This window comes from Aeromonas sp. MdU4, from assembly GCF_041929505.1.
Lineage (GTDB): Bacteria > Pseudomonadota > Gammaproteobacteria > Enterobacterales > Aeromonadaceae > Aeromonas.
Genome location: NZ_JBHFMW010000025.1, coordinates 39,424 through 59,256, shown reverse-complemented (window position 1 = coordinate 59,256; position 19,833 = coordinate 39,424). Strand labels below are relative to the sequence as shown.

The following is a 19,833-nucleotide window of genomic DNA, read 5'->3' as shown; positions in this document are numbered from 1 at the left end:
GCTGAAATATAAGGCTACTTTACGCTAGAATGGCGCCCCCGTGGCGTGCAGTGACCAAAGAGAACCCGATGAAAATAGTCGTTGATGAGAATATGCCCCATGCCGTGGAGCTGTTTGCCGAGTTTGGCGAGGTCGTCGCCTTGCCAGGGCGGCAGATGCAGGCCCACGATCTGCAAGATGCCGATGTGTTGTTGGTGCGTTCGGTGACCCGCGTCAACGCCGACTTGTTGGCGACCAGCCCCAAACTCTCTTTTGTTGGCACCGCCACCATCGGGACTGACCATGTGGATAAAACCCTGCTGGCGAGTCGCAATATTCCTTTCTTCAGCGCCCCCGGTTGCAACAAGTATTCGGTTGGAGACTACGTGCTCTCGGCCCTGCTGGTGCTGGCGGAGCGTTACGAGCTCGCTCTCGGTACCATGACGCTGGCAGTGATCGGGGCGGGCAATACCGGTGAGTGTGTGGCCGGTAAAGCCGAGGCGATCGGCATGCGGGTGCTGCGCTGCGATCCTCCCAAGGCGCGCAAGGCTCCAGATGCCGGTTTTGTTGACTATCAGACGGCCCTTGGCGCCGACATTGTCAGCTTCCATGTGCCCATTACCCGTGATGGGATGGATGCCACCTACCATCTACTGGATGCCGAGCAGATTGCTGCGCGTCCGGCCGGGCAGATCCTCATCAACGCATCTCGTGGCGAGGTGTGGGATAACCGGGCGTTGTTGATGCGTCAGCTGGGCGATCAGCCGCTGCGACTGGTCATGGATGTATGGGAAAACGAACCCGAGCCACTGCAGGCACTGGTTCCTCATACCGAACTGGCGACCCCTCATATCGCCGGTTATAGCCTGGAGGGCAAGGCTCGTGGTACCTGGATGCTCTATGAAGCGCTCTGCCAGCAGTTGGGGCGTCAGCCACGTCAGGATCTGAGCCAGCTATTGCCTGCCGCTGATGTGCAGGCGGTAGTGCCAGGGCGCTCACCGGATCAGGCGCTGATCAAGCAATTGGTGCATCTGGTCTACGACGTGCGGCGTGACGATGCCCGTTTCCGTGCCCGACTAGGTGTGCCCGGCAGTTTTGATGAGCAGCGCAAGCACTATCCGGAGCGCCGTGAACTATCCTCCCTGCAGGTCGAGGGGGCATTTGCCAGCCAGAGGTTGGGTGCGCTGGGATTTGCGCTGCCACGCCCCTGAATCGGCACTTTTGATTACCCGGAAGATGTGAACCGCTCTGGCCACATTGACCCCCGTTTTTACTGATACGGTGCGAACACGTTTGTACCGGATTGGCCATATCAGGCAGCGCAACCTCATGCAGCGAGCGCCTGCCGACCATGGCGCTAGCCAGCGTCATCGCAGTTTTATTAGAGGAGAACAGAATGAGCCAGCAGTTTAATGTCGCGATATTGGGCGCAAGTGGCGCCGTGGGCCAGGCCATGATCGAGATCCTGGAAGAGCGTGAGTTTCCGATAGCGACCCTCTATCCGCTGGCATCCAGCCGCAGCGCCGGTGATACCGTACGCTTTGGCGGCAAGAACCTCGAGATCCTCGATGTCGAGGAGTTTGACTGGAGTCAGGTGCAGATCGCGCTGTTCTCCGCCGGTGCCGAGGTCTCTGCCAAGTGGGCGCCGATTGCTGCCGAGCACGGCTGCATCGTCATCGACAACACCTCCTGCTTCCGTTATGACGAAGATATTCCGCTGGTGATCCCGGAAGTGAACCCGGATGCGCTGGCCGATTTTCGCAATCGCAACATCATTGCCAATCCCAACTGCTCCACCATCCAGATGCTGGTGGCGTTGAAGCCGCTGCACGACGAGGTGGGCATCGCCCGCATTAACGTGGCCACCTATCAATCCGTCTCCGGTTCTGGCAAGGAGGGGGTGAGCGAGCTGGCTGGCCAGACCGCGCAGTTGCTCAACGGCCGTCCGGTGGAGCCGACGCTCTACCCGCAGCAGATCGCCTTCAACCTTATTCCGCAGATCGACAGCTTTACCGATAACGGCTACACCCGCGAAGAGATGAAGATGGTGTGGGAAACCCAGAAAATTCTGGGAGATGCCAGCATCGCCGTAAACCCTACCTGTGTACGGGTACCGGTTTTCTACGGCCATGCCGAGGCGGTCCACGTCGAACTGCACCAACCGCTAGATGCCGAGCAGGTCAAGGATCTGTTGCGCGAAGCGCCGGGTGTCACCCTGTTCGAGGATGAAGGGGACTATCCGACGCCAGTGCGCGATGCCACCGGCAAGGATGAGGTGCTGGTTGGCCGTATTCGTCAGGATATTTCTCACCCCAATGGTGTAAATATGTGGATCGTGGCCGATAACGTTCGTAAGGGTGCCGCCACCAACAGTGTCCAGATTGCCGAACTGCTGGTTCGTGACTATCTGTAAGGTCATATAACCACGAGGGGGCGCTGAAAGAAGAGGGCGCCTCCGATGAGGAAACACCGTGGTGTGTGACCGGTACCGCACTGCGGTGTTTCAAGATTCTTTTGTGATATCAAATGATTAAGTTTTTTTCTACACTCAAAGGCAAGTTGGGTGCTAAATGTGTCGGATTGCTGGCTTGCAAGGCGAGCCTGATTTATATTGAACCGACTGTTTTGGGGTAACTATCCAGATTTTTCAATGTGATAGGGCCGTCTTACGAAGGAACGAATATGGGACATTCCCGCATAACATTGGCAACGCTACTCGCATTGGGTCTGCTGGGCACCGTCCAGGCTGAAGATTCTGCGCGGGAACCGTTTTTTGTCGAACTGAAAGGCCCTGACGAGCCCGCTCCACCCGCTGTCAATAGCCAGCCGCTGGCCCAGCCCGTGGCGCAACCGGTTCGGGCAACCGCTCAGCCCATTGTCCGTCAGGTGGCAACCGCCAATCCCGGCAGCTATGGCCCTATTCGTCCTACCGATACCCTCTGGAGTCTGGCGAGCAAGTATCGACCCTCCAGTAGTGTCAGCGTCTACCAGACTATGGTGGCGATCTACGAGAAAAACCCCCGCAGTTTTGCCGATGGCAACATCAACCATATTCTGGTGGGCTCGCGTATTACACTGCCCACCGAGGCGGAGGCGCGCGTCATCACCGATGCCGAAGCCCGCGCCAAGTTCCGTAGCGACAACGCCAGCTGGAAAGGTCTCAGCCCCAAATATCTGGCCAACAAGCAGGCGCATACCACCAAGACCAAGCCAGTGAAGCCCGAGGCGGCCAAGTCCGAACCGGCGAAGGCTGCGCCAGCGCCATTGCCTGTGGCTAAAGCTGCGCCCATTCCAGTGCCTGTGGTGACACCGCCACCGGTTGCGGACACAAAAGAAGTCGCCAAGGTGAGCGAGTCAGCACCGAAGCCGAAAGAGGCCGTGGTGCCCGCGCCTGTCCCGAGCGCCGCAGAAGGCACAACTCCGGCTCCTTTGCCTTCTGATCTGGATAAACCGGTAGGCAAACCGGCGACCGAGATGACTCTCGCGCTGGAAGATGCCAATGCCCAGTTGGCCCAAGTTACCGAGATGAACCACAGGCTCAAGCTGCGTCTGCAATCTCTGACTGAAGAGGTGGAGACTCTCAAGGCTCAACTGCTGGATCAGACCGCGCTGCAAAAAGAGATTGCCGAGCTGAAGGCCAGACCGGTTCCGCCGGTGGCGCCTGCGCCAGAGCCCAAGCAGAACTGGTTGATGGATTTGCTCTCGTCGCCTTTGAACCTGGCGATGATTATCCTGCTGCCGGTGTTGCTGGTGCTGGCACTGGTGACCCTGTGGCTGCGTGCTCGTGCCCGTCGTGAGCTGGAAGAGCAGGAGAAGAGCCTCTCTGAATCTACCGCCATGATGATGGATCAGGAGCAGAGCGAGTTCGACGATCTGCTCAGTGTTGATATCACCGATAACGAACCGGTGCGTCCGGTGCCGGATCTCAATACCCCTGATGGTTTCATGCCGGTTGAGCAGGGCAAGCCGGATGTCGATCTGGTGTTTAGCGATGATGACGAGATGGATCTGCAAGGTTTTGAACCGGAACGGATGCCTCCTCAGGGGGTAAGTCGTGACCCGGATCTGGTGCCAGACCTGGATCTTTCCCATGACGAACCTGTCGCTCTGGCCAACGAACCAGCTCTGGAGCTGGCGAATCAGGTCAGTGCCAAGCCCAAGGCGGCTGATGAAGTCATGAGCGAAGAGGAGCTGCAAGCAGCCCTGTTTGCTGAGCTTGATGCGGATCTTGCGGCCGATCTGGAGCCTGAGCTGAGCGCTGCTGGCTCAACTGCCGCGGTTGAAGATGATCTTGCCAGCTTTGATTTGAGCGATTTTGAAAATGCGTTTGATGAAGCGGTGGCCAGCAAGGATGAGCACGCCATTGATTTGAGTGACGACTTGAGTGACGAGGCCAGTGCCGACGAGATGCTGGCAGAGCTCGGTCTGGAGCCACCCAAGGCCAAAGAGGCTGAGCTGGATCTCAAGGAGGCTGAACTGGATCTGGAGTGGGATCCCAACGAATTGGCGCTCTCCGATTTTGAGGATGCCTTTGCCGAAGTGGATGCTCATCCGGCAGATCTGCAGCCACGGGAACAGGCTCAGGCGAGCGGTTACGTCGAGATTGACAAGCTGCTGGCCGAAGCAGATGAAACGGCACCGGAGCAGGAGCCTTATCAGGGGTTCTCGCTGGATGTGGGGCTGGATGGCTTCCCCGAGGTGCTGCCGGAATCGACCGGCTTTGATGTGGACGCCGATGACGGCGGTGTGGGAGCCAAACTGGACCTGGCTCGCGCCTACCTTGAAATTGATGACAAGGATAGTGCCCGCGAATTGCTGCAAGAGGCGGCAGCGCAGGGGACTGATCATCAGCGTGCCGAGGCTGAGAAACTGCTCAAACGGCTGGGGTGAGTCACCTTCTATAACGGGATGAGCATAACGAGGGCAGCCAGTGGGCTGCCCTCTTCTTTATGGTGATGTTTAATGGGGTTGAGGCCGGGCGTGCCAGCCAATTGTGAGCTTTATGGGACTTTTCGGGCTGAGCGCGTATAATCCGCCCCGTTTCTTTCCTGCGTTTTCACAACAAGACAAGTTTATCCATGCGAATTGCCCTAGGTATTGAATATGACGGCAGCCGGTATTTCGGCTGGCAGCGTCAGCGTGAAGTGATCAGCGTCCAGGCTGAACTGGAGAAGGCTCTGAGCCGGATCGCCAACCACCCCGTCTCCATCCAGTGTGCCGGGCGTACCGATGCCGGTGTCCATGCGACCGGTCAGGTGATCCACTTCGATACCGATGCCAGCCGTGCCGAAGGGGCCTGGACCCTGGGGCTCAATTCAAACTTGCCACCAGATATCGCCGTGCGCTGGGTCAAGCAGGTGGACGAGAGCTTCCACGCCCGCTTCAGCGCCACCGCCCGTCGCTACCGTTATGTTATCTACAACCATAACTACCGTCCGGCGATCCTCGGCAGTGGCGTCAGTCACTATCACGAGACCATTGATGCCGACCTGATGCATCAGGCGGGCCAGAGCCTGCTCGGGGAGCACGACTTCAGCACCTTCCGTGCCGTCGCCTGCCAATCCAATACCCCGTGGCGCAATGTGACCCATCTGTGCGTCAGCCGCTCCGGCCCCTACATCGTGCTCGACATCAAGGCCAATGCCTTCCTGCACCACATGGTGCGCAACATCACCGGCTCACTGCTGCTGGTGGGGCAGGGCCTCAAACCGGTGGAGTGGATTGCCGAGGTGCTGGCTGCCCGGGATCGCAATCTGGCCGGGCCGACCGCCAAGGCGGGTGGTCTCTATCTGGTCGATGTTGATTACCCGGCAGAGTTCGCCCTGCCGCAGTTGCCGCTCGGCCCGCTGTGGCTGCCGGACTCGGCACCGGGTACGACCAGTTTTTAGTAACTGCGCCCGAAAAATTGTGGTTTAATGACCCGTCATTTGTTGCCATCGAGCTAGTAAGTCATTGAACAACCTAGGCTCGATGCGTGTTGTCAGGCACAAAAGCATTAAGGAATTCCATGAGCTGGCTTGAGAAGATTCTTCCCAAGAGCAAGATCACTACACCTCGTCGTCACAACATTCCGGAAGGGGTGTGGACCAAGTGCAGTGCTTGTGAACAGGTGCTCTACCGGGCAGAGTTGGAGCGCAACCTCGAAGTGTGCCCCAAGTGTGATCATCATATGCGCATCAGCGCCCGTGCCCGTCTCGAGCGATTCCTCGACGAGCAGGGTCGTACCGAGATCGGTGCCGAGCTGGAGCCCCATGATGTCTTGAAATTCAAGGATTCCAAGCGCTACAAGGATCGTTTGTCTGCTGCTCAAAAAGAGAGCGGAGAGAAAGATGCGCTGGTGGTGATGAAAGGGACCCTTAAAGGGGTACCGGTTGTCGCCTGTTCATTCGAGTTCTCCTTTATCGGTGGCTCCATGGGCTCCGTGGTCGGTGCCCGCTTCGTGCGTGCCGTCGAGGAGTGCATCAAGGAAGGGCGTGGTCTGATCTGCTTCTCCACCTCGGGTGGGGCGCGTATGCAGGAGTCACTGTTCTCCCTGATGCAGATGGCCAAGACCAGTGCGGCGCTGGACAAACTCTCCAAGGCAGGTCTGCCCTATATCTCGGTGCTGACCGACCCGACCCTTGGCGGCGTCTCTGCCAGTCTGGCGATGCTGGGTGATATCAACGTGGGCGAACCCAAGGCGCTGATCGGTTTTGCCGGCCCGCGCGTTATCGAGCAGACCGTGCGCGAGAAATTGCCGGAAGGCTTCCAGCGCTCCGAGTTTCTGCTGGAGAAGGGTGCCATCGACCTCATCATCGATCGCCGCGAAATGCGTAACCGTCTGGCCAGCCTGCTTGCCAAAATGCTGAATACTCACGTCATCGAAGAGTGAAGATGAGTTCAAACATGCAACAATCCCAAAGCCGGTCGCTTGTCGACTGGCTTTCTTATTTGGAGCAGATCCACCCGGTCAATATCGACATGGGGCTGGATCGGGTCGGTGCCGTTGCCCGGCGTATGGGGCTTACCCAACTGCCATTCAAGGTAGTCACGGTAGCGGGCACCAACGGCAAGGGCTCCAGCTGTGCCATGGCCGCCAGCATTCTGATGGCCGCAGGTTATCAGGTCGGCGTCTACTCCTCGCCCCATCTGCTGCGTTTTACCGAGCGGGTGCGGGTCAACGGGCAAGAGTTGGCCGATAGCGAGCACTGCGCGGCCTTTGCCGAAGTGGAAGCGGCCCGCGGCGAGATTGCGCTCACCTTCTTCGAATTCGCCACCCTGGCCGGTTTGTGGCTCTTCTGCCGCGCCGCGCCCGATGTGTTGCTGCTGGAAGTGGGGCTGGGTGGTCGGCTCGACGCCACCAATGTGGTGGAGTCTGATGTAGCGATGATCACTTCGATTGCCCTCGATCACTGCGACTGGCTGGGTGATACCCGTGAAGCGGTGGCGGTGGAGAAGGCCGGGGTGTATCGCGCCGGTAAACCCGCCATCAGCGGTGAGCCCAATCCGCCTGCGACCATCGCCAGCGAAGCGCAGCGCCTCGGCGCCAACCTGCGTCAGGTCGGTATCGATTTTCGTGGCGATGAGCACGAGAGCTGCTGGGATTACCACGGTCTCCACCAGTGGCGGGATCTGCCCAAACCCGCCTTGCCGTTGATGAATGCGGTGACCGTGCTGGCAGCGCTGGAATCCCTCGGTTTGCCATTGCCGGAGTCTGCCATTCGCGACGGGTTGGCCAATGCCCGACTGGCTGGCCGGATGCAGCAACTGCAAAATGCGCCGCTGGTTATCGTCGATGTGGCCCACAACCCCCATTCGGCGGCTTATCTGGCTGCCCAGCTGCGTAAAATGCCCTGCGCAGGCGTGCGCCGCGCCGTGGTCGGCATGCTCAAAGACAAGGACATGGCGGGATCGTTGGCCGAACTCGATGGCCTGATCGGTGAATGGTATCTGGCCAGCCTGACCGGCCCGCGCGCCGCCACCGCTACGCAGCTGGCTGCTGCGCTGGGGGAAGGCAAGGGGCCTGCCTGGGAGTTTGATGAGGTCAGCGCCGCTTATCATGCAGCATTGGCCGCATCGAGTCCGGACGATATGGTCATTGTGTTTGGTTCGTTTTACACTGTCGCCGACATTCTGGCGGGTGTTGCTTCCTAGGCTGCACCCTTGCTCCCCTGCCTGCAGCAGGGGAGTCAAATCGTGTATTGAGTTAGGTAAAGGTAGGATTCAACTTGGCTTCGAAGTTTCAAAACCGTCTGGTGGGCACCGTCATCCTGGTGGCTCTGGTTGTTATTTTCCTGCCGGACTTGCTGGATGGTCACAAGCTGGCGCAAAAGGAGGAGGCGTTTGCCAAGATCCCGCTGCGTCCTGATCTGGAGCCTGCCAAGCCTGCGCTGCAGGTCTCGGCGGCCAGCACCTTGCCTGCCGATCATCTGGCCAGCCAGCAACAGGCCTCTGCAGCCCAGCAGTGGCAAGTGGAAGAGGTGGCCGATCCCATGACCCTCGCCGGTCAGGGCAGTGGCGCGCAGTCGGCGACAACCCCTGCCGCATCAGCACCGGGCAATTCGCAACCGAATGCACAACCCAAGCCTGCGCCCAAACCGGAAGTGGTGGCCAAAAAACCGGTCGAACAGCCCAAGCCTGCACCCAAGCCGACACCAGCCAAACCGGTTGAAGTGGCCAAGGCGCCCGCGCCGACCAAACCGCAGGCGGGTCAGATCAAGTCCCTCGACGATCTGATTGAAAGCAAGATGACCCAGCCGACCACACCTGCGCCAGCCGCGGCGCAAGGCAGCTGGATCCTCCAGCTTGGCGCCTTCAAGAACGTCGACAGTGTCAATGCGTTGGTGAGCAAGCTGCGGGCGGCAGGCTACTCTGCCCACACCTCGCCACGCACACCGGTGCAGGGTCAACTCAACCGCGTCTTTATCGGGCCGGATGTCTCCAAGGCCAAGTTGCAGGGGATGCAGGGGCGGATCTCCCAGATGACCGGCCTCAGTGGCTCGGTGGTCTCTTACAATCCGTAACGGCGTTGCTGCGGGCTAGACCCTCTGCCATCAACACCGCGCCCCGTGCGCGGTGTTTTTTTATCTGGCCGTCGTGATTTTTAAGGTCGGAGTCGTACAGGCCACCACCCGGTTGGGATTTGCGGGCCGTTGGGGTAGTCTGGGGCCTTCTGCTACTCACAGGAGTTCAAGATGATCCTATCTACTACCCCCACGCTGGAAGGCAAAACCATTCGTGAATACCGCGGCATCGTGGTGGGCGAAGCCATCCTCGGTGCCAATATCTTCAAGGATCTCTTTGCCGGGATCCGCGACATTATCGGTGGCCGCTCTGGCGCCTATGAAAAAGAGCTGGCTCGCGCTCGCGAGATCGCCTTCGACGAGCTGAAAGCGCGTGCCGCGGCCCTTGGCGCCAATGCGGTGGTCGGCATCGATATCGACTACGAGGTGGTGGGGCAAAATGGCAGCATGCTGATGGTGAGCATCAGCGGTACCGCTGTGGTGGTCTGATATTCTGCCACCCGCCGCTCAGACAAGAAGCCGATAACCGGGTTATCGGCTTTTTTGATGCCCAACAGTGAGTAAAGATGCGAGTTTCGCGTGTTGAAAAAAACAGGTGAGAATGACGGTAACGTCATGATTTTAAATGTTTATATTTTTTCATAACCCAATGGTGCGGGTTTTATTTTTTTTAACTGGGTCGCCTTGAACCGCTGAACTAGAGTGGATGCCATCAGGACGACACCTCATCACGGATGAACCCACTTTGCTTGAACCACTATTTCTTGAAGGCGTATCAAGATGCACAAAAAATCTGCTCTGTTGACTGTTATCACTCTGGCCATCGCTGCTTATGCTGGTAGCGCGGCGGCAGCGGTACCTAACTTTACCGCCAGTTGCCCGATGAACATTCAGGTCAAGTCGCAGGGAGGCAGTGTTTACATCAATGGCAAGAAGGCCACTCTGAAGACTGATGCTCCGACCGCTTATTCTGCCCAGAGCGGCAAGATCATGATCGGCATTACCTCTGACTCTGCCGACAGTGAACCCAGCATTGATTACGCGATCAAACACGATCGTCGCGCCAACGGCATCTGCACCGTGCAATCCTGGTCAGCGGGCAAGGCTACCTCGTTGCCGATGGCCAAGGGTAACTCACCTTATCAGGGCAAATGGATCGCCAAAAATAGCGAGACGGGGGCGACCGTCGCGATCATACAAGTTGATGGCAAAGAACAGGTATGGGTAAACGATGTGAAGGTGAAGGCTAAACGTACCGACGGTGCGTTGCAGTTTCGTCAGGGCACCATCCTCTACACTTTGCAGGGGGATCCGCACATTCGCGATGAGAGTGACTGGAACGACACTGATGTTCAGAATACCGGCCCCATCACGCTGGAGTAACCTGTACACGGTGTAACGCGCGCCTTGTGATGCAACAAGCAGAGATCGGTTGGCCGGTCTCTGCTTTTTTGTGTCTGGGGGCTTATCAGTTTGCGCAGCTGTCAAAGCTGCTCGGGGCACAGTGCCACGTCAGATGCTGGTGATGGTATTGGCTTCGCCATACCAGTCCAGCTTGTCAGCCAGCGTCACCACAGAGCCGATGATGATCAGGCTCGGACTTTTCACTCGCCGAGCCAGTGCCGCCAGCTGCCGCAGTTCACCGCGCACCACCCGCTGACTGAGCTGGGTTCCCTGCTCCACCAGCGCCACCGGGGTGTGATCGGGCATGCCATGGGTCTGCAGCTCATCCTGAATGCGGGCGGCGTGGGCCAGCCCCATGTAGAAAACCAGGGTCTGATGAGGGGCGGCCAGCGCCGACCACTCTTGGGCGATATTGCCCTCTTTATCATGGCCGGTGATGAACTGCACCCGCTGGGCATGGTCGCGGTGGGTGAGGGGAATGCCGCTATAGGCGGCGCAGCCCGATGCAGCCGTGATGCCCGGCACTACCGAGAAGGGGATACCCGCCTCGGCCAGGGTCTCCAGCTCCTCGCCGCCCCGGCCAAAGATAAAGGGATCGCCCCCCTTGAGCCGCACCACCTGCTTGCCCCGTCGGGCCTGCTCCAGCAACAACTGGTTGATCGCCTGTTGCGGTACGCAGTGGCGGCCCGCCTCCTTGCCGACGAAAATCCGCTCGGCATCGCGGCGAATGAGAGCTAGCACCTCCTGCGATACCAGCCGGTCATAGACCACCACATCCGCCTGTTGCAGTTGCTGCAAGCCGTTCAGGGTGAGCAGCCCCGCATCACCGGGACCGGCTCCCACCAGGGTGACGCTGCCCTGACTCTGTTGTGGTTCGAGCAGCAGCTTGTTGATGCTCTCTTCGGCAGCCAGCTGCTGGCCGCGGGCCAGCTGGCGGGCGAGCCGTTCGTGCCGGAACAGTCGCTCCCAGAAGTGGCGGCGGGCCAGCTTGTCCGGAATGAGTTTGACCCGCTCGCGCAGGCGTCCGGCCAGCGCCGCGAGCTGGCCGAGGTGCTGCGGCAGCATGGCTTCGAGTTTTTCCCGCAGCTGACGGCTCAGTACCGGCGCCGCGCCTGCGCTGGAGATGGCCACCATCAGCGGCGAGCGGTCGATGATGGCGGGCATGATGGCGCTGCAGTGGGCGGGTGAGTCCACTACGTTGCAGAAGATCTGGCGCAGGTTTGCTTCGTGAAAGACCTGATGATTGACCTCTGGGTTGTCAGTGGCGGCGATCACCAGCCACTTGCCATCGAGCAGCTCGGGGTGAAAATCGGCGGCGCAGACGGTCAGGTGACCCTGCTCGGCCCAGCTCATCAACTGGGGTTCTAGGTGCGGGGCATTGATGGTGATCTTCGCCTTGGCATCGAGCAGCAGGCGCGCCTTGCGCACCGCCACCTCACCGCCGCCAACGATAAGCACAGGCTTGTTTTGCAGCTGACAAAAGAGAGGGAGAAAGTCCATAACAGGCTCCGGATGCTGGCCCGTTCGCAATGCCGCGTCGGGCGAGATAGCAGGGCGCGTCGTGACGCACCCGGGATGGTTGGGGGAAAGGCCCCCCAACGGGAATAAAAAAGGGGAAGGGTGATCTACGCCCGGGCCAACGACAGATCCCCACCGGTGTCGGCCACTTGATCACGCTTCCCCAAACGAGGTTTTTCTATTGCACCGCTTTGACGTGCATGTTGGCGACGTACTGATCTTCGGCCCAGAAGATGCGGTCAGCGACCATGGCTTCCGGATTGAGGGTGACGCCGCGCAGCACCCGCTCCTTGAACTTGTGATAACCGGCCCGGTCGATAAGGTGACCCATGTGCAGGTAGATGGGCTTGCCATCCAGCATCTCGGCTTCGAACTCGAACAGGTTCTTGATCACCGCATGCAGCACCTCTTCGGTCACCCAGTTGAGGAACAGCTTGCCGGTACGGGGAGTCTTCTTGCTGGTGCGTCCCCCCAGCTTGACCATGTAGAGCTGCTTGGGATCCCGCTGCCAGGCCATGGTCGGGCAGGCCAGTACGCACTCGCCACAGCCGATGCACTTGCTCTCCTCCTTGACCGCCTTGCCATGCTTGATGGCGAGGCAATCCACCGCGTGGTGGCTGCACGCCTTGACGCAGGCGCCGCAGCCGATGCAGCGTTCGGCATTGAAGTTGATCTTGGCGATGCCGAGGATGCCGAAGTCGGCCATGTTGGCCTTGGCGCAGTCGTTGGGGCAGCCGGCGATCACCATCTTGAGGTGATAAGGGTTGGGGTAGAGGTGCTTCTCCATCCGCTGGGCCAGCCCGGTACAGTCGATATTGCCTTTCTGGCAGATGGTGTTGCCCTGACAGGCGACGATATTGCGCCCGCCGATGGTCTGGTAACCGGCTCGGGTGTCCTCTACCTCGATGCCGCAGGTCTCTACCTCTATCTCCTTGATAAAGGGTTCGAGGGCGGCATTGACCTTGTCCATGTCCTGATACTTGATGCCGGGCATCGCCAGCTTCTGGCGGGTGGTCAGGTGGATCAGACCGTTGCCGTATTGTTCGGCGATCTGCTGGGCCACGGCCAGCAGGTGGGCGGGCATGATCCCGCCGGGAATGCGTACGCTGATCATCGCTTCGCCGCGCACCTTGGAGAGGCGGTATTCGTTCTTGGCGCGGGCCTTGATGATGTCGATATCGAGACTCATGGTGTTCTCCCTCAGTCGATCAGATGCTGGGCCTGGTCAAAACGAAAGACCGGTCCATCCACGCAGATATAGGTGTCGCCCATCCGGCAGTGGCCACACTTGCCCACGGCGCAGGCCATGCGGCGTTCGTAGTCGACCCAGATGCGATCCTTGGGGATGCCGCGCTCGAGGAAGGCGAGTACCACGAAGCGGATCATGATGGGGGGACCGACCACGATCACCTGGATATCCTCCTTGTCAGCGAGATCCAGCTGATCGATGTAGTCGGTGACCCGGCCGATGCGAAACTGCTCGCTCTCCTTGCCCTCGTCCAGAGTGACGATGAGGTTCTGCTGCTCGGCCCAGAGCGGCATCTCGTGGCGATAGAGCACCGCCTGCTCATTCTTGAAGCCGAGGATCATGTCGAGGGATTTCACCTGTTCCGGGTGTTTGCTGAAGCGGCGCAGCAGCCCCTTGACCGGCGCAACGCCGGTACCGCCCGCCACCACGATGAGGTGCTGGTCGCGATAGGTCTCCAGCGGATAACCGTTGCCGTGGACGCCGCGCATCCACACCTGATCGCCCACCTCGAGGGCAAACAGCGCATCGGTCACTTTGCCGACCTTGCGGATCAGCAGATCCACATAGCCATCGCCATAGTCGGAGACCGAGATGGGCGCCTCGCCCACGGTGGGCAGGGAGATCTCCACAAACTGGCCGTAGTGGACATCAAAGTCGCGGGAGACCCGAAAGTTCCACTCCAGCTCGGTGTGGCGCTCGATCGCCAGAATGGTGTAGGCCTTGGGCAGCAGGCGGTTTTCGACCACGTCCTGCTGCTGTTCTTCTGTTGCGGTTTGTTGGCACTGGCACATATCAGTTCGCCCCCTGCGCGTGGTCGGCCGCGATGGTCTGTTCGACCACATCGGTCATCTTGTTGATGATGTTGCTAAAAGAGATGTAGTGAGGGCAGCGATCGTCGCAGCGGCCGCAGCCTACGCACATGTGCTCCTCCCCCTGACGGGCCTTGTAGTCGTTGACCTTGTGCAGGGCGCGATAACGCAAGCGCTCGCCATGCTTGGCGCGAAAACCGTGGCCACCGGCCATGTCGCTGAAGCCATCCACCATGCAGCTGGCCCACTGGCGACGGCGCTCACCCTGCTTGGGATTCTCCGCATAGGTGAGGTCGTGCACGCTGTAGCAGCTGCAGGTCGGGCAGGAGGTGGTGCAGCGGCCGCAGCCGATGCAGCGGCTGTCGTACTCGGCCCAGACCGGATGGGCGGTGAGGATCTGGCGGATCCGCTGGGGGTCGTCACAGACGCTGTCCGGGGTGCGCACCTTGACCGGGTTGCTCTGGACAAACTCCGGGGTGAAGTCGTCGGATTCACCCAGTTCGGCAAAGTAGCCGAGCAGCTCCGGATCCTTGACCTCGATGCGGGCCCCCTCATCGCTAATACGAATGGCGGCGGCGTAGTCTCGGGTCTCGTTGCTGCCCATGGATACGCAGAAGCAGTTCTCGAAGCTCTCGCGGCACTCCAGCAGTACCAGCTTGAGCTTGCTGCGCAGCCGGGCGTAGTAGACGTCGCTGTTCTGGCCGTTTTTCAGGTAGACCTGATCCAGTCGGCGCAGGGCGTGAATATCGCAGCTGCGCAAGAACAGCAGGGTGGGTTTGGCCTCCACCCTGGATTCGCGCAGCTCCAGATTGTCGAAGTGAAACAGGGTCTGGGTGATGGGGAGCACCACCTCTTTCGGGGAGAAGTGGGACTTCTCCTGCCACACCAGATCGGCCGGATGACGGATGCTGTGGTAGGTGACGTTGTCGGTGTCAGAGAAGCGGCCGCCCCGATATTCGGCCGCGGGGGCCATGATCCGGTAATCGGGCAGCAGCCGTTCGAACAGCTGCGCCAGCGCGGGATGGGTGAGAAGAAACGACATAAATAAACACCTTGTATGAGGGCGAGCTGCCCTGGCATAGGGATGAGGAGCAGGCCGCTCAGAGTGTCTGGCACCTGTGCTGGCCACGCTTGCCTCGCCACGGTCTGTTTTTATGACTCATGTTGCTCAACTGACCCGATTGTTGTTGTGGGCGGCGCTTGCGTCGCGGCAGGTCGGGTCATGCCTGTAAAACCCTTGTCAATTGAGCAGGGCGGCCTGATAGCCTGCGCACTTGCCCATCACGTATCCCATCTCCAGCTTGTTGATATCGCGGGTGAAACGGGAAACGGGGAAGTAGTCGGCCGGGGCGATCACCTCGATCTGGCAGTCCTCCGGCGGATTGGCGATAAAATCGAGCGCCTCGTTGTAGCTGCGATCCCGCTGCTCCAGGGCATGGGCCAGCGCGGGACGGGTCTTGAGCAGGGTGCGGATCATCCAGGGGAACGGCATCGGCTTGAGCCGATAGCCGAGCGGCTCGGAGAGGATCACCGTCATATGACGGGCACCGCGGCGGTAGGCCTCGATCACCGGGATGGAGTCGGCGACGCCGCCATCGGTCATCGGCACCCCGTTCACCTCCGGGTATTCGTGGGAGGCGAGGGGAATGGCGCAACTGGCGGGCAGCACCTCGTTCATGTTCTCCGGTTTGACCCGGATGTACTCCGCCTTGCCGGTCAGGGTATTGGTCACCACCGCATAGAAGGGGATGCCGGTCTCCCGGTAGGTGTGAATATCGAGGGGGTATTTGCGGCAGCTGGTGTTCCACAGCCAGTGGATATCCACCAGATTGCCCCCCTTGGCAAAGCGCAGGGGATCCATGAACTCCTGGGTACAGGCCAGCTCGGTCAGGATGTCGTGGCTGCGGCCATGCTGGCTGGCAAGGTAGGCCAGCAAGTTGGTGGCCCCCGCCGAGACGCCGATGGCGAAGTCAAAGGGGCGATAGTCATGCTCGATAAACGCATCCAGCACGCCGCTGGCAAATATGCCGCGCATGGCGCCGCCTTCTACAACCAATGCGCTGGGGGATGCGGTTTTGTTCATGACAGGCACCTCATTGATAAGTCGGAGAGAACACGTTCGGGCTGTCAGGCCGACCGTTCTGATTGCCAACCGGGGTTGGCCATCGCAATGAGGTCATTCTAAGAAGGGCGTGGCGTTTAGAATATCTGTTAATAATGAATTAAGCGTTTCGTATTTCTAAACAAAAGAGGTGAAACTCGTTGTACTAACAGGGGTTTTGTAGGAGTCTCAAAGGTTCTGTGATGGCTGGATATTGGCAAGGATTAGCAATTTATGACGTTACTGGTTCCCCCGCTGCTTAAACGTGGCGATACCATCGCTTTTTTCTCCCCCTCCAGTGCAGCGACCGCCTGGGCCCCCAACCGTTTTGCCCGTGCCAGGGCGTTTCTTGAGGGGCAGGGTTTCAAACTCAAGGCCGGTAGCCTGACTGGCCAGCAGGATCACTGGCGTTCCGGCTCCATCGCTGCTCGGGCCGAAGAGCTCAACGCCCTTATTCGCGACCCCGAGGTGCGCTGCATCATGTCGGTGATTGGCGGCAGCAACTCCAACTCCCTGCTGCCCTACCTCGATTTTGAGGCGCTCAAGCGCGATCCCAAAATCATCGTCGGCTACTCCGATGTGACGGCGCTGCTGCTCGGTATTTATGCCCAAACTGGCTTGGTTACCTTCTATGGCCCGGCGCTGGTGGCTTCTTTTGGCGAGTTGCCGCCGCTGGTGGACGAGACGCTGTCGGGCTTTCGCCAGATCTGCCAGGCCGGTGGCGCCGCCGTGCCCCACACAGTGCCGACCCCGGTGCAGTGGACTGATGAACGACTGGATTGGGAGAACCAGACCCGGGCCAAGCTCTGTCAGCCCAATCGGCTGATATCGGTGGGCTCTGGTCGGGTGCAGGGGCGGCTGATCGGCGGCAACCTCAACACCATGGCGGGGATCTGGGGTTCCCCCTATATGCCAGCCATCCAGCAAGGGGACATTCTGCTGCTGGAGGACAGCCTCCATTTGGCAGAGACGGTGGAGCGCTCGTTTGCCCACCTCAAGCTGTGCGGGGTGTTTGAGCGGATCGATGCCCTCGTGCTTGGCAAACACGAGCTGTTCGACAGCCAGGGCAGCGGTCGGCGGCCACTCGACATCCTGCTGGAGGTGGTGGGGGAGCCGACCTTCCCCATCCTTGCGGAGTTTGATTGCGCCCATACCCACCCTATGCTGACGTTGCCGCTGGGCGTTGAGGCTGAGCTGGATCTCGACCGCCAGCAGCTCACCTTGCTGCAGCCCTGGTGGCAAGCCGGGTGAGCGTCACAATTGATGTGAAAAACAGGCATGTCAAAAATGGATGTCAAACAACAAGGCCGCTGATGCGGCCTTGTCTGTTGTTGGAGGATGACATTGTCAGGGCAGGGCATCGGCCCGGAAGCTGGCGCGGATCTGCGGCACCAGCGGCGAGACGTCGAATCCCTTCTCTTCCCCCAGCACCGGATGGAGCAGGGGCTTGTCCTCGATGGGGGTGAGATCCCCCGCCAGCAGCTGGCGGGTCGCCTGACCCATCTGATAAAGCTGGCGCACCGGGGCAAACTGGGTCGCCAGATTGAGGGGATCATCGGCACGGGCGAAGGCCATCATGGGGATCTGGTAGGTGGCATCGCGCGCCGGTTTGTCACCATGAATGCCTTTGCCTGCCGACATCAAAAATGGCTGGTGATCGCCAAAGGCGACCACCAGATAGCGCTTGCCCGACTGATCGAGGGCCTTGAGCAGCCGCTCCAGCGAGGCCATGGCATCCACCACACCGGTGTAGTAGGTGTTGAGCTGCTGTTTGTCACTCTCGCTCTCGTTCGGGCAGGCACCATTGCGCTCCTGACCCTGATAGCGGGGACCATCGAAGGGGCCGTGCCCCTGCATGGTGACCGCGTAGGCAAACAGCGGCTTGTCATCCTGTTCGCTGCGTTTGAGCAGGTGATCGACGAGGGCATCATCGGAGATATAGAGCCCCTTGTGCTCAAGGGTGGTGAAGCGGGTGTCGAACCAGCGCTCCTGATAGCCCAGCGCCGGGATCGCTTTGGCGCGGCCCCAGAACTTCTCCACATAGGGGTGGACGAACAGGGTCTGGTAGCCGCTCTGGTTGGCGCTGCGGGCCAGGCCCGGCACCTGATCCGAGAGGTAGTAGTAGGGCACGACTCCCTGCTTGAGCAGCCCCACCGGCAGGCCGGTGTTCATCTCGAACTCTGCCAGCACCGTCATGCCGCCGGTGGTGGGGGAGTGGATGGTCTTGTGCCACTGCTGCACGCTGGCGGGCAGGTTGAGGGTGGGCGCGGGGGCACAGATCCGCCCCTGCCAGTCGAGCATCAGCGACTCATATTGCAGCACGATCACCAGATCCCAGCGTGGTGCTATGCCCTGAGGTGGATGGCTCAGCTGCGGGGTCAGCTCGTTGATCTGCAAGGGGTAGCGAAATACGCTGCCGCTTTGCAGCATCTCGTCCACCAGATTGAACAGATAGAGGCCGGGGCCGGAGCGGATGATATCCCTGTGATAGTTGACCGCGCGGTCCACGTAGCGAATGTTGGCCCCCAGCAGCTTGTTGCTGGTTTGGGTGGCAAAGACGCACAGCGCAAAGAAGGCCACGGTGGCGGCGGCTGTGCGCAGGATCCAGCGTGACAGGGCGAAACGCCAGCAGAGAAACAGGCATAGCAGGCCGCCGAAGATGGGCAATATCGGATGTTGATCCAGCAGGATCCGCAGCAGTGCCAGCAGGTTGCCGAAGTCATCCCCGCCGAGCGGCACGCCGTAGATGGCGATCTTCATAAAGTTGGCCAGCAGCCCTATGCCGGACAGTGCGGTGAAGACCAGCCCCATATAGAGGTTAAACCCGGCCAGCGCACAGAGGCTCCAGCCCAGCACCATGCTGCCCCAGGCGAGGTAGTAGTGCTCCGGCCGAAAGCCTGACCAGAGCAGAAATTCTCCCAGTTTGAACACCACGAAGCCGTGCAGCAGCACGAAGGTGAGGTTGCCCAAAAGCAGGCTGCCGATGATCCGCCAGCGCAGATTGCGGCGCAGCCTCGGCAGCACGGCTCTGAGCACGGCGGCGCTCAGCACCAGCACCAGGGTCAGGCTGACCATCAGATAGGTGAGGTTGAAACCCTGCTCCGGCAGGGTCTGCAGGATCTGGCTAAAGTCGCCGCTCTCGGGGCGATCGGCCAGCAGCAGGCCGATCCGCAATTGATAACGGCTGGCCAGCGCGTCGTCCGGCGCGCGCAGGGTGCTGTTGAGATCCAGGGTGCAACGGGTGTGGCGACATACCTGACGCTTGTCTACCGGCTGGCTCAGCTCATCGATCCGTTTGCCCTGATCGTTGAGCAGCTCTACCCGCACCTTGTCACCCGGTTGCAGGGGATTGAGCAGTTGCCACTGGCTGCGCACCACCAGATAGAGGCCGCGACTGTCGCTTTTATAGAGCAGGGCGTGGCGGGTGAGGGTAGCCAGAGGATGATCGGCAGGCCCCAGTACCAGTGGCTGAGCCCGGCCAAGCCAGCTGCCGGGATTGATCAGCGGCAGCAGCAGGGTCAGCAGCAGCAAGCCGCTTAGGAGGGCCAGCAGCAGAGAGGAGAGGCTCGGGACGTGCAGATGCCAGCGACCAGAGCGAAAGAGAGTCATATCAGCTCATCCTTTGAGCAAGTAAGAGAGACGCAGTAGGGCTGCATACTGTTTGACCCGATGGTGCGGGGCCGGTTCCCGGTTGTCAATTTAATGACCATTTAATGAATATTTGGTTACCGTGCAACCCTGCAAAATGTGATCCCGATCCAGAGGTTGTAC

Annotated in this window: 16 protein-coding genes; 10 read left to right on the top strand and 6 right to left on the bottom strand. The window is 60.0% G+C overall.

Going from position 1 to position 19,833, the window contains the following annotated elements; translation table 11 throughout:
• Positions 1-68: 68 nt before the first annotated feature.
• The 9 genes from ACE1BR_RS15745 (at position 69) to ACE1BR_RS15705 (ending at position 10,364) form a co-directional block, all read left to right on the top strand.
• Entirely contained in the window at positions 69-1,190 is a 1,122-nt protein-coding gene (locus ACE1BR_RS15745) for a 4-phosphoerythronate dehydrogenase (RefSeq protein WP_374871857.1), read from the top strand.
• Positions 1,191-1,375: 185 nt separating this feature from the next.
• On the top strand, positions 1,376-2,392 hold the full coding sequence (locus tag ACE1BR_RS15740; protein ID WP_374871856.1) for an aspartate-semialdehyde dehydrogenase: 1,017 nt from the start codon (positions 1,376-1,378) through the stop codon (positions 2,390-2,392).
• 269 nt (positions 2,393-2,661) lie between these two features.
• Positions 2,662-4,869 carry a FimV/HubP family polar landmark protein gene (locus ACE1BR_RS15735; protein WP_374871855.1) on the top strand — a complete coding sequence of 736 codons (2,208 nt, stop codon included), beginning with the start codon at positions 2,662-2,664 and terminating at the stop codon, positions 4,867-4,869.
• Between the two features lie 188 nt (positions 4,870-5,057).
• Positions 5,058-5,867 carry a tRNA pseudouridine(38-40) synthase TruA gene (gene truA, locus ACE1BR_RS15730; protein ID WP_374871853.1) on the top strand — a complete coding sequence of 270 codons (810 nt, stop codon included), beginning with the start codon at positions 5,058-5,060 and terminating at the stop codon, positions 5,865-5,867.
• A 119-nt stretch (positions 5,868-5,986) separates the two neighbouring features.
• The gene (gene accD / locus ACE1BR_RS15725; protein ID WP_374871851.1) at positions 5,987-6,850 is read left to right on the top strand and encodes an acetyl-CoA carboxylase, carboxyltransferase subunit beta; all 864 of its coding nucleotides are present in this window, start codon (positions 5,987-5,989) and stop codon (positions 6,848-6,850) included.
• Between the two features lie 2 nt (positions 6,851-6,852).
• Positions 6,853-8,112 carry a bifunctional tetrahydrofolate synthase/dihydrofolate synthase gene (gene folC / locus ACE1BR_RS15720; protein ID WP_374871849.1) on the top strand — a complete coding sequence of 420 codons (1,260 nt, stop codon included), beginning with the start codon at positions 6,853-6,855 and terminating at the stop codon, positions 8,110-8,112.
• A 74-nt stretch (positions 8,113-8,186) separates the two neighbouring features.
• The gene (gene dedD, locus ACE1BR_RS15715; RefSeq protein ID WP_374871847.1) at positions 8,187-8,981 is read left to right on the top strand and encodes a cell division protein DedD; all 795 of its coding nucleotides are present in this window, start codon (positions 8,187-8,189) and stop codon (positions 8,979-8,981) included.
• A 171-nt stretch (positions 8,982-9,152) separates the two neighbouring features.
• Complete coding sequence (locus tag ACE1BR_RS15710; RefSeq protein WP_236350395.1) at positions 9,153-9,470, top strand: heavy metal-binding domain-containing protein; 318 nt, start codon at positions 9,153-9,155, stop codon at positions 9,468-9,470.
• A 291-nt stretch (positions 9,471-9,761) separates the two neighbouring features.
• On the top strand, positions 9,762-10,364 hold the full coding sequence (locus ACE1BR_RS15705; protein ID WP_374871845.1) for a hypothetical protein: 603 nt from the start codon (positions 9,762-9,764) through the stop codon (positions 10,362-10,364).
• Positions 10,365-10,493: 129 nt separating this feature from the next.
• Here the strand turns inward: ACE1BR_RS15705 and cysG are convergent, their stop codons facing one another.
• The 5 genes from cysG to ACE1BR_RS15680 all read right to left on the bottom strand — a co-directional run bounded on the left by cysG (position 10,494) and on the right by ACE1BR_RS15680 (position 16,044).
• Entirely contained in the window at positions 10,494-11,885 is a 1,392-nt protein-coding gene (cysG, locus tag ACE1BR_RS15700) for a siroheme synthase CysG (RefSeq protein ID WP_374871843.1), read from the bottom strand.
• A gap of 196 nt (positions 11,886-12,081) precedes the next feature.
• The gene (gene asrC, locus ACE1BR_RS15695) at positions 12,082-13,092 is read right to left on the bottom strand and encodes a sulfite reductase subunit C (RefSeq protein WP_374871841.1); all 1,011 of its coding nucleotides are present in this window, start codon (positions 13,090-13,092) and stop codon (positions 12,082-12,084) included.
• 11 nt (positions 13,093-13,103) lie between these two features.
• Positions 13,104-13,943 carry an anaerobic sulfite reductase subunit AsrB gene (gene asrB, locus ACE1BR_RS15690; protein ID WP_374871839.1) on the bottom strand — a complete coding sequence of 280 codons (840 nt, stop codon included), beginning with the start codon at positions 13,941-13,943 and terminating at the stop codon, positions 13,104-13,106.
• 1 nt (position 13,944) lies between these two features.
• Positions 13,945-15,003, bottom strand: a complete 1,059-nt coding sequence (asrA, locus tag ACE1BR_RS15685; protein ID WP_374871837.1) for an anaerobic sulfite reductase subunit AsrA — start codon at positions 15,001-15,003, stop codon at positions 13,945-13,947.
• Between the two features lie 198 nt (positions 15,004-15,201).
• Positions 15,202-16,044, bottom strand: coding sequence for a patatin family protein (locus ACE1BR_RS15680; protein WP_374871835.1), 843 nt, complete (start codon positions 16,042-16,044; stop codon positions 15,202-15,204).
• A gap of 252 nt (positions 16,045-16,296) precedes the next feature.
• Here ACE1BR_RS15680 and ACE1BR_RS15675 point away from each other — a divergent pair, with 252 nt between their 5' ends.
• Positions 16,297-17,313, top strand: coding sequence for a S66 peptidase family protein (locus tag ACE1BR_RS15675; protein ID WP_374871833.1), 1,017 nt, complete (start codon positions 16,297-16,299; stop codon positions 17,311-17,313).
• A gap of 96 nt (positions 17,314-17,409) precedes the next feature.
• Here ACE1BR_RS15675 and ACE1BR_RS15670 read toward each other — a convergent pair whose 3' ends face one another.
• Positions 17,410-19,671, bottom strand: coding sequence for an LTA synthase family protein (locus ACE1BR_RS15670; protein ID WP_374871831.1), 2,262 nt, complete (start codon positions 19,669-19,671; stop codon positions 17,410-17,412).
• Between the last annotated feature and the right edge of the window lie 162 nt (positions 19,672-19,833).

Coding starts and splice junctions, on each gene's coding strand:
- ACE1BR_RS15745 (WP_374871857.1), top strand. CDS start 69: ATGAAAATAGTCGTTGATGAGAATATGCCCCATGCCGTGGAGCTGTTT.
- ACE1BR_RS15740 (WP_374871856.1), top strand. CDS start 1,376: ATGAGCCAGCAGTTTAATGTCGCGATATTGGGCGCAAGTGGCGCCGTG.
- ACE1BR_RS15735 (WP_374871855.1), top strand. CDS start 2,662: ATGGGACATTCCCGCATAACATTGGCAACGCTACTCGCATTGGGTCTG.
- truA (WP_374871853.1), top strand. CDS start 5,058: ATGCGAATTGCCCTAGGTATTGAATATGACGGCAGCCGGTATTTCGGC.
- accD (WP_374871851.1), top strand. CDS start 5,987: ATGAGCTGGCTTGAGAAGATTCTTCCCAAGAGCAAGATCACTACACCT.
- folC (WP_374871849.1), top strand. CDS start 6,853: ATGAGTTCAAACATGCAACAATCCCAAAGCCGGTCGCTTGTCGACTGG.
- ACE1BR_RS15710 (WP_236350395.1), top strand. CDS start 9,153: ATGATCCTATCTACTACCCCCACGCTGGAAGGCAAAACCATTCGTGAA.
- ACE1BR_RS15705 (WP_374871845.1), top strand. CDS start 9,762: ATGCACAAAAAATCTGCTCTGTTGACTGTTATCACTCTGGCCATCGCT.
- cysG (WP_374871843.1), bottom strand. CDS start 11,885: ATGGACTTTCTCCCTCTCTTTTGTCAGCTGCAAAACAAGCCTGTGCTT.
- asrC (WP_374871841.1), bottom strand. CDS start 13,092: ATGAGTCTCGATATCGACATCATCAAGGCCCGCGCCAAGAACGAATAC.
- asrB (WP_374871839.1), bottom strand. CDS start 13,943: ATGTGCCAGTGCCAACAAACCGCAACAGAAGAACAGCAGCAGGACGTG.
- asrA (WP_374871837.1), bottom strand. CDS start 15,003: ATGTCGTTTCTTCTCACCCATCCCGCGCTGGCGCAGCTGTTCGAACGG.
- ACE1BR_RS15680 (WP_374871835.1), bottom strand. CDS start 16,044: ATGAACAAAACCGCATCCCCCAGCGCATTGGTTGTAGAAGGCGGCGCC.
- ACE1BR_RS15675 (WP_374871833.1), top strand. CDS start 16,297: ATGACGTTACTGGTTCCCCCGCTGCTTAAACGTGGCGATACCATCGCT.
- ACE1BR_RS15670 (WP_374871831.1), bottom strand. CDS start 19,671: ATGACTCTCTTTCGCTCTGGTCGCTGGCATCTGCACGTCCCGAGCCTC.